Here is a 9219-nt window from a genome sequence, read left to right as displayed (position 1 = left end):
GGCTTCCTCCCCTCGCGCGACGACGACGGCCGCGTGTGCGGCGAGCAACCGCACGACCCAGCCTTGCCCAGGCGCCTGGCCAAGGCCCGCTGGGGCCTGACCGACGCGAGCGACGACAGCGATGCGCTCTGATCCGACACCCCCGGCAAGGGCCTGAGCATGTGCGGCATCGCAGGCATCTTCAGCCCCCGGCGCCCGCCCGAACGGGCCGAGCTCGACGCCATGATCGGCACCCTGAGCCACCGCGGCCCCGACGGTCGTGGCACCTGGGTCGATGGCCCGGTCGGTCTGGCCCATGCGCGGCTGGCCATCATCGACCTCGAAGGCGGTGCGCAGCCCATGGGCAGCGCGGACGGCCGCGTACAGCTGGTCTTCAACGGCGAGATCTTCAACTACATCGAACTGCGTGAAGAGCTGCGCCGCGCCGGCCACCGCTTCACCACCGACTCGGACACCGAGGTCCTGCTGCACGCCTACCAGGCCTGGGGCGATGACTTCCTCTCGCGCCTGAACGGGCAGTTCGCCCTGGGCTTGTGGGACGGCCCGCGCCAGCGCCTGCTGCTGGCGCGCGACGGCGTGGGCATCCGCCCGCTGTTCTGGACGCGCGTGGGCCATCGCCTGGCCTTCGCCTCCGAAGCCAAGGCCTTGTTTGCGCTGCCCGAGGTGCCGCGCGGGCTCGATCCCGCCGGGCTGGCCGCCACCTTCGGCTGGTGGGCGCCGCTGGCGCCGCACTCGGCCTTTGAAGGCGTCCACTGCCTGCCGCCCGGCCACTGCCTCGTGGTGGACGCTCAAGGCGAGGCCCTCACGCGCTGGTGGGACTGGGACTTCCCGGTCACCGATCCCTTTGCAGCGGTGGACGAGGACGCGCTGGCCGACGAGCTGCACGCCCTGCTGGTGGACGCGGTGCGCCTGCAACTGCGCGCCGACGTGCCGGTGGGCGCCTACCTCAGCGGCGGGCTGGACTCGTCCATCCTCACCAGCATCATCCGCCGCCACACCGACACGCCGCTGCGCAGCTTCTCGCTCACCTTCGACGACGCCGAGTTCGACGAGAGCGAGCACCAGCAGGCCATGGTGCGGCACCTGGACACGCAGCATTCGTCCATCGGCTGTGGCCGGCACCACATCGCCGCCGCCTTCGCACGCACCGTGTGGCACGCCGAAACGCCGCTGGTGCGCACCGCCCCCACGCCGATGCTGCGCCTGGCCGACAGCGTGCGCGCCGCCGGCTACAAGGTCGTGCTCACCGGCGAAGGCGCCGACGAGGTCTTTGGCGGCTACGACCTGTTCAAGGAAGCCAAGATCCGCCGCTTCGTCGCGCGGCTGCCCGACTCGCCGCGCCGCGCGCGCGTGGTCGAGCGGCTCTACCCATGGCTGGCACGCTCGCCCGGTGGTTCCAACGCCCTGTCGCAGCGCTTCTTCACCGACAGCACCGTGCCTGGCGACGACGCGGTCTTCGCGCACCAGACCCGCCTGTCCACCACACGGCGGGCGTGGGCCTTCTTCACGCCCAAGCAGCAGCAGGCCCTGGCGCGGCACGACCCCGCCGCCCAGCTGCGCGCGCGCCTGCCCGAGGGCTTCAGCCAGTGGCTGCCGATGGCACGCGACCAGTACGTAGAAGCGCACACCCTCATGAGCGGCTATCTGCTCGCCGCGCAAGGCGACCGCATGGCCATGGCCGCCTCCATCGAAGGGCGCTACCCCTTCCTTGACCCGCGCGTGATGGCCTTCGCCAGCCGCCTGCCGCCGCGCCTGAAAATGCGCGGCCTGTGCGAGAAGCTGCTGCTGCGCGAAGCCTTCGCGCACGAGCTGCCGCCCCAGATCGGCCGCCGCACCAAACAGCCCTACCGCTCGCCCGACAGCGCCAGCTTCTTCGACGCCGGCAAGCCCCTTCCCTGGGTGGCCGAACTCCTGAGCGAGGCCAGCGTGCGCGACGCCGGCCTGTTCGACGCACCCGCCGTGGCACGGCTGAGCGCCAAGTGCGCGGCCGGCCGCGCCATCGGCTTCGCCGACAACATGGCCTTCGTGGGCGTGCTCTCCACCATGCTGCTGCACCAACAGTTCGTGCGGCCCGCCACGACCGTGCTGGAGCCGGCATGAGCGCCGCGCCGGGCCGTTCCCCAACCAGCTCGCACCGCACGGCTCAGCGCGAGGTGTCCCTGTGAGCACCCTGGCCTTTCTGCCCGGTCCCTTCGTGCACAGCGCGTTTGACGCGCGCTGCCTCGAAGTGCCCGACAAGACCGCCGTGGTCGTGGCCGAGCGCGAAGTCAGCTATCGGGAACTGAACGAGCGCGTGAACGGCGTGGCCGATGCGCTGCACGCCGCCGGCATCGGCCCGGGCGAGCGCGTGGTGCTGCTGCTCGACAGTGGCGTGGACTACGTGGCCGGCCTGCACGCCGTCTGGCGCCTGGGCGCCGTGGTCGTGCCCCTGGGCCCGCAGACCAAAGCCGCCAAGCTGGCCCACGTGCTGACCGACACCGGTGCGCGCGCCCTGCTCACCCAGGCCTCGCTGGGCACGGCGTGGGCGACAGCGATCGCCGCGTTGCCACAGGCGCCCCTGGTGTGGGCGCAAGGCGAGACGAACGCCCAGCCCTGGCCGCAGCCCGCCGCCACGGCCGGCCTCCACGCCGGCCCCGGCAAGCCCGACGACCTCGCTGCGCTCATCTACACCTCGGGCACCACCGGCGTGCCCAAAGGCGTCATGCTCAGCCACGCCAACATGCTCGCGGCCTGGCGCGCCGTGCAGGCCTATCTGCACCTGGTGCCCGACGATGTGATCGGCCTGGCCCTGCCGCCCACCTTCAGCTACGGCCTGTACCACGTGCTCATGGGCCTGGGCATCGGCGCCACACTCGTGCTGGAAAACACCGCCGCCTTCCCCGTGCGCCTGCTGCAGCGGCTCGCGGCGCAGCGCGTCACGGTGTTCCCCGGGGTCCCCACACTGTGGGCCAGCCTGCTTGCGCTGGACCTCGCTGCGCACGACCTGAGCGCGCTGCGCCTGATGACCAACGCCGCCGCCGCCCTGCCCGCCGCGCACACCGCGCAACTGCGCCAGCGCCTGCCCAACGCCAAGCTGCTGCTGATGTACGGCCTCACCGAATGCATGCGGGCGAGCTACCTGCCGCACGAGGAAGTGGACACACGGCCCGAGAGCGTGGGGCGCGGCATCCCGCACCAGGAACACTGGCTCGAAGACGAAAGCGGCCAGCGCCTGCCCCACGGCAGCACCGGCGAGCTGGTGGTCTGCGGCGCGCACGTGAGCGCAGGCTACTGGAACGCGCCCGCCGGCCAGCCCAGCCGCCTCACGCCCGGCCCCCGACCGGGCGAGAACACCTTGCACACCGGCGACGTCTTCCGCAGCGACGCCGACGGCTGGCTCTACTGCGTGGGCCGCACCGACGACATGTTCAAGTCGCGCGGCGAGAAGGTCTACCCGCTGGAGGTCGAACATGCCATCTGCGAGCTGCCCGGCGTGCGAGAGGCGGCCGTCACCGGCATCCCGGACGACCGCCTGGGCCTGGCCGTGAAAGCCTTCGTCCGCCTGCGCGAAGGCGCGACGCTGAGCGAACGCGAGATCATCCGGCACTGCCTGGCGCGCCTGGAGAGCTGGATGGCGCCCAAAACCGTGGCCTTCGTCGACGAACTCCCGCTCACCGAATCCGGCAAGCTGCGCCGGCGTGACCTGGCCTGACGATTTTTTCTTTCCAACTTGCAACCAACGGAACCCCATCCATGAGCACCATCAAGGCCGACGTGCGGCGCTACATCGAAGAGAACTTCCTGCTCGGCGCGGGCGCCGTCTCGCCCGGCGACGACGACTCCTTCCTGGAGCACCAGGTGCTGGACTCCACCGGCTTCCTGGAACTGGTGGCGCACCTCGAAGAGACCTACGGCTTGAAGATCGGCGACGACGAAATGGTGCCGGAGAACCTGGACTCGCTCAACGCCATCGAAGCCTTCGTGCAGCGCAAGCAGGGAGCGGCCTGATGAGCGCCGTGCCCCTGGGCCCCGAGTCGCTGGCGCTGGACTGCGAGGCCGAACTCCAGCGCATCGTGCAGTGGATTCCGCAGGTGCTCACGCAGAAACTGCGCCGGCGCGGCCTGGTGGTGGCCATCAGCGGCGGCATCGACAGCTCGGTCTGCGCCGCGCTGTCGGTGCGCGCGCTGGGCGCCAGGAAGGTGTTCGGCCTGCTCCTGCCCGAGCGCGACTCCAGCGGCTTCAGCACCGAGCGCGGCCGTCAGCTCGCCGAACACCTGGGCATCGAATACCAGGTGCACGACATCGCGCCCGCGCTCGAAGCCCTGGGCTGCTACCAGCAGCGCGACGAGGCCATCCGCCGCGTGGTACCGGCGTACGCCGAAGGCTGGAAAAACAAGATCGTGATCGCAGGCGGTGTGGAAGGCGGCATCAACTTCTTCAAACTCGTGGTGCAGTCGCCCGAGGGCGAGCAGCACAGCGTGCGCCTGCCGCTGCGCGAGTACCTGCAGATCGTGGCCGCCACGAACTTCAAGCAGCGCGTGCGCAAGACCATGGACTACTACCACGCCGACCGGCTCAACTACGCCGTCGTGGGCACGCCCAACCGGCTGGAATACGACCAGGGCTTCTTCGTGAAGAACGGCGACGGCTCGGCCGACCTCAAACCCATCGCCCACCTGTACAAGACCCAGGTCTACGCGATGGCGCGCCACCTCGGCCTGCCCGACGCGATCTGCAACGCCGTGCCCACCACCGACACCTACACCCTGCCGCAGGGCCAGGACGAGTTCTACTTCGCGCTGCCCTACGCGCAAATGGACATCGCGCTGTGGGCGATGGAACACGGCCGCTCGGCCGAGGAACTGGCGGTGGCGCTGCAGATGACGCCGGCCCAGGCCCAGCGCGTGTACGACGACATCCGCGCCAAGCGCCGGGCGACGGAATACCTGGCGGCGGCGCCGGTGCTGTTGGGGGATTGAAGGCCGTTTGATCCGCGCCCGCGGGGGCTTCACTCCACATCAGGCGGAGGAACGAGGCGGTCGCGCGGGAGGGGGTGCGTGGAACTCGTCGCGCAACTGGTGCGCGGGGCCGCGCACGCCCTTGGCCGCGTCGATCAGGGTGTCGGGATCGCTGTTCCAGTGGGGCAAGGGCGCGGGTGGCAGCGGCAGCACGCGGTCCAGGTTGGGCAGCTTGAGGTAGTGGTCCATGCGCAAGCGTTCAGAAATGTGCCAATAGCGTTCTCCTCTGGACGGGTCTTTGGCGCGGCCAATCATGGGAGAACCCAGCCGAAATGCCGAGCCCAGGTACCTCGCGCACTCTTGGCAGCCGAGCCTGACTCCCTGTTGGAAGATTGCAAGCGCGTTTCGATAGTCCTCCGGCGTCTGTGCCTTGACGTCGAGCATCACGCCCAAGTCATACGATGCTCGACCAAAGCCCTGCGCCAAAGAACACTCCATCATCTTCTTGCCAATCGGCCAATTGCCCCAGAAGTTTGGGGGTTCATCGTGGTTGGCGCTCAACTTCTCGCCCAGGAACGCCTGCGACTCCATGGAGCCCATCTCGGCGGCTCGCTGCCAGAACGCATAAGCCACTGTGGCGTCCTGCCGCAGCGGACCCGCCCCCATCATGTACAGGCTGCCCATGCGGTGCCATGCCGCCGGCACGCCCTGGCGCATCAGCTCTTCGGTCAGCCGAAGCGCTTCATCCGGGTTGAACTCCACGCCCCGGCCTTCCAGGTACATCTGCGCCAGGTTCAGCTGCGCCTTCCAGTGCCCCAGCTTCATCGCCTGGGCGTCCTCCTGAATGTTGTCGTTGTGGGTCGCGAGGCATGCTCGCGATCCGCAACGCTTCATCCAAGCGCGGACTTCACTGGATTGACGGGCGCTCCTCCATCCGATCCACTCGCCGAAACCGCAATCCGTTCCCTCATAACCACCGTTCGATGATCGGATTCGCCACCCTGCATCGACGCGCAGACGGACACCCTTCGACAGACGGGCCGCAGACGGGGCCGAAGTGTCGGCACAGCGCGACACCTGAGCGCCTCAGGCGCCGATGCGCGTCGGGACCCGCTAGAACAACGCCCGCTGCGCTTGCAGCGCCTGCGGTCGGAACCGGGAGGTGTCCAGCGGCTCGCGTTCGGTGTTGAACCCCAGGCGTGCGCAGGTCTTGTCGAAGCGCTGGCGAATGAGGTCGGCCCAGACGCCGCTGCCGCGCATGCGCTGCGCGAAGTCCGCGTCGTAGTCCTTGCCGCCGCGCATTTCCTGCACGCGCGCCATCACCCGGAGCGCGCGGTCCGGGTAGTGCAGGTCAAGCCACTGGCGGAACATCGGGCTCAGCTCCCACGGCAGGCGCAACACGGTGTAGAAGGCGCGGCGCGCACCAGCGTCCCACGCGGCCTCAAGCACCTGCTCCATGTCGTCGGTGATGAAGGGAATCTGCGGCGCCACGCTCACACCCACGGGGATGCCCGCGTCGGCCAGGGTGCGCAGGATGCGCAGGCGCCGGTGCGGCGCGGCCGCGCGGGGCTCCAGCGCGCGGGCAAGCCGGGCATCGAGCGAGGTGATGGTCACGTAGACCGCCGCCAGGCCTTGCGCGGCCAGGGGCGCGAGGATATCGATGTCACGCTCCACGCCGCTGCCCTTGGTCACGATGGCCAGCGGGTGCTGGGCCTGCGCGAGCACCTCCAGCGCAGCCCGGGTGAGACGCAGTTCGCGCTCGATGGGCTGGTAGGCGTCGGTCACGGTGCCGATGGCCAGCAGCCCGGGCACATGGCGCGGGCTGGCGAGTTCGCGCCGCAGCACCTCGGCGAGGTTGCGCTTGGCGATGATCTTGGTTTCGAAATCCAGCCCGGGCGAGAGGTTGAGGTAGCTGTGCGTGGGCCGCGCGTAGCAGTAGGTGCAGCCGTGTTCGCAGCCCCGGTAGGGGTTGAGGCCGAGGGTGAAGCCCACGTCGGGCGAGTCGTTCTTGGTGATCGCGCTCTTGCAGTTCTCCCAGGTGACCTGGGTGGCCGGGGGCGGCGCATCGCCTCGCGCGAGTGCGGCTTCGTCCAGCGCGCCCCAGCCGTCGTCGAACGCCTGGCGCTCGTCGCGCAGAAAGCGGTGCGGCTGCTGGTGGCTGATGCCACGGCCTTTGATGGCCTGAATCGGAATGGGGACGTTATCCATGGAACGATCACTGTACACAAAAACAGTGCTAGAGTGTGGCGCTTCAGGAGGCTCCATGTCCCTTTCTTCCCAGGCGGCGAGCACCGCCGACCCCATCGTGTCCGTGCGAGGCGTGAGCAAGACCTACGCGGGCGGTTTCCAGGCTTTGAAGCGCATCGATCTCGACATTCGCCGCGGCGAGATCTTCGCCCTGCTCGGCCCCAACGGCGCGGGCAAGACCACGCTCATCAGCATCGTCTGCGGCATTGCCAACGCAAGCGAGGGCGTGGTGATCGCCGACGGGCACGACACCGTGCGCGACTACCGTGCGGCGCGCGCGGCCATCGGCCTGGTGCCGCAGGAATTGCACACCGACGCCTTCGAGTCCGTGTGGGCCACCGTGAGCTTCAGCCGGGGCCTCTTCGGCAAGCCGCCCGACCCGGTCTACATCGAGAAAGTGCTGCGCGACCTCTCGCTCTGGGACAAGAAGGACAACAAGATCCTCACGCTCTCGGGCGGCATGAAGCGGCGCGTGCTGATCGCCAAGGCGCTGTCGCACGAGCCCAAGATCCTGTTCCTCGACGAGCCCAGCGCGGGCGTGGACGTGGAGCTGCGGCACGACATGTGGCGCATGGTGCGCGAGCTGCGCGACCGGGGCACCACCATCATCCTGACCACGCACTACATCGAGGAGGCCGAGGAGATGGCCGACCGCATCGGCGTCATCTCGCACGGCGAGCTGATCCTGGTGGAGGAGAAGGCGGTGCTCATGCGCAAGCTGGGCAAGAAGCAGCTCACGATCCAGCTCCAGGCGCCGCTGGCCGCCGCGCCCGACATCCCGGGGTTCCCGCTGGAGCTGGGGGCGGAGGGGACCGAACTCACCTACGCCTTCGACGTGCAGGCGGAGAGCACGGGGATCGCCGAGCTGATGAAACGGCTGGCCGAGCGCGGGATCGACTTCAAGGACCTGCGGACCCACGAGTCGAGCCTGGAGGACATCTTCGTCAGCCTGGTGCGGGGAGGCCGCGCATGAACCTGCACGCCGTCCGGGCCATCTATCTCTTCGAGATGCACCGCTGGCTGCGCACCATCGTCCAGAGCGTGGCCGCGCCCGTCATCACCACCTCGCTCTATTTCATCGTCTTCGGCGCGGCGATCGGCAGCCGGATGCCGCAGATCGACGGGGTCAGCTACGGCGCCTTCATCGTGCCGGGCCTGCTCATGCTGTCGATCCTGACCGAGAGTATCTCGAACGGCTCGTTCGGGATCTACATGCCGAAGTTCTCGGGCACGATCTACGAGGTGCTGTCGGCGCCGGTCTCGGCGGCCGAGGTGGTGACGGGCTATGTGGGCGCGGCCGCCACCAAGTCGATGATCCTGGGCCTGATCATCCTGGCCACCGCCCGCCTCTTCGTGCCGTTCGAGATCAACCACCCCTTCGTCATGCTGGCCTTCCTGGCGCTGACGTCGGTGACCTTCGCCCTGTTCGGCTTCCTGACCGGCATCTGGGCCGACGGGTGGGAGAAGCTGTCGATCATGCCGACGCTGGTGGTGACGCCGCTGGCCTTCCTGGGCGGCAGCTTCTACTCGATCGACATGCTGCCGGGCGTCTGGAAGACGATCGCCCTCTTCAACCCGGTGGTCTACCTGGTCAGCGGCTTCCGCTGGAGCTTCTACGGCACGTCGGACGTGGGGGTGGGGGTCAGTCTGGCGGCCACCCTGGGCTTCCTGGCGCTGTGCCTGGCGGCGGTGACGGTGATCTTCCGGACGGGCTGGCGACTGAAGACGTGACGCGAAGAGGCTTCCCTTAGCGGGAGGAATGTCTACTCGTCTTCCTCGAACCGGTCCCGGACCAGGGCGGTGAGGGCGGCGATGGCGGCGAAGGCGTCCTCGCCGCGAGCCTCGATGTCGATGCGGCAGCCGGGCGAGGCGGCCAGCATCATCAGGCCCATGATCGACCGGGCGTCGACGGTCTGGCCGTTGTTGGTGACCTGGACCTCGGCGTCGAAGGTCCCGGCCAGCTTCACGAACTTCGCCGAGGCGCGGGCGTGCAGGCCGCGCTTGTTGACGATCTCGACGGTATTGCGCGCGACGG

General features: G+C 69.0%; 9 protein-coding genes. 6 read left to right on the top strand and 3 right to left on the bottom strand.

Going from position 1 to position 9219, the window contains the following annotated elements; all coding sequences use genetic code 11:
• The first annotated feature begins 159 nt into the window (after window positions 1-159).
• The 4 genes from asnB to nadE all read left to right on the top strand — a co-directional run bounded on the left by asnB (window position 160) and on the right by nadE (window position 4958).
• Complete coding sequence (gene asnB, locus KIT86_RS22830) at window positions 160-2100, top strand: asparagine synthase (glutamine-hydrolyzing) (RefSeq protein WP_297402669.1); 1941 nt, start codon at window positions 160-162, stop codon at window positions 2098-2100.
• Between the two features lie 61 nt (window positions 2101-2161).
• On the top strand, window positions 2162-3691 hold the full coding sequence (locus KIT86_RS22825) for a class I adenylate-forming enzyme family protein (RefSeq protein ID WP_297402667.1): 1530 nt from the start codon (window positions 2162-2164) through the stop codon (window positions 3689-3691).
• Between the two features lie 41 nt (window positions 3692-3732).
• Window positions 3733-3987: an acyl carrier protein gene (locus KIT86_RS22820; RefSeq protein ID WP_297402665.1), complete on the top strand. Its 255-nt coding sequence runs from the start codon at window positions 3733-3735 to the stop codon at window positions 3985-3987.
• Window positions 3987-4958, top strand: coding sequence for an NAD(+) synthase (nadE, locus tag KIT86_RS22815; protein WP_297402663.1), 972 nt, complete (start codon window positions 3987-3989; stop codon window positions 4956-4958). Before KIT86_RS22820 ends, nadE begins: the two co-directional genes overlap by 1 nt.
• Before the next feature lie 39 nt (window positions 4959-4997).
• On the opposite strand, the gene KIT86_RS22810 is transcribed toward nadE, so the two are convergent.
• Both KIT86_RS22810 and KIT86_RS22805 read right to left on the bottom strand, forming a co-directional pair.
• Window positions 4998-5831, bottom strand: coding sequence for a tetratricopeptide repeat protein (locus KIT86_RS22810; RefSeq protein ID WP_297402661.1), 834 nt, complete (start codon window positions 5829-5831; stop codon window positions 4998-5000).
• 219 nt (window positions 5832-6050) lie between these two features.
• Window positions 6051-7145 (bottom strand): PA0069 family radical SAM protein, encoded by a 1095-nt coding sequence (locus KIT86_RS22805; protein ID WP_297402660.1) that lies wholly within the window; start codon window positions 7143-7145, stop codon window positions 6051-6053.
• Window positions 7146-7200: 55 nt separating this feature from the next.
• Here KIT86_RS22805 and KIT86_RS22800 point away from each other — a divergent pair, with 55 nt between their 5' ends.
• Window positions 7201-8157, top strand: a complete 957-nt coding sequence (locus KIT86_RS22800; RefSeq protein WP_297402658.1) for an ABC transporter ATP-binding protein — start codon at window positions 7201-7203, stop codon at window positions 8155-8157.
• Window positions 8154-8915, top strand: a complete 762-nt coding sequence (locus KIT86_RS22795; protein ID WP_293379513.1) for an ABC transporter permease — start codon at window positions 8154-8156, stop codon at window positions 8913-8915. Before KIT86_RS22800 ends, KIT86_RS22795 begins: the two co-directional genes overlap by 4 nt.
• Before the next feature lie 32 nt (window positions 8916-8947).
• Here KIT86_RS22795 and KIT86_RS22790 read toward each other — a convergent pair.
• The coding region (locus tag KIT86_RS22790) for an HPr family phosphocarrier protein (protein ID WP_367185461.1) at window positions 8948-9219 on the bottom strand (272 nt) is incomplete at its 5' end.

Origin of the sequence: Hydrogenophaga sp. (assembly GCF_026125825.1) — a bacterium.
In the GTDB taxonomy this organism is placed as follows: Bacteria; Pseudomonadota; Gammaproteobacteria; order Burkholderiales; family Burkholderiaceae_C; genus Hydrogenophaga.
This window is presented reverse-complemented; position numbering and strand designations above follow the sequence as displayed.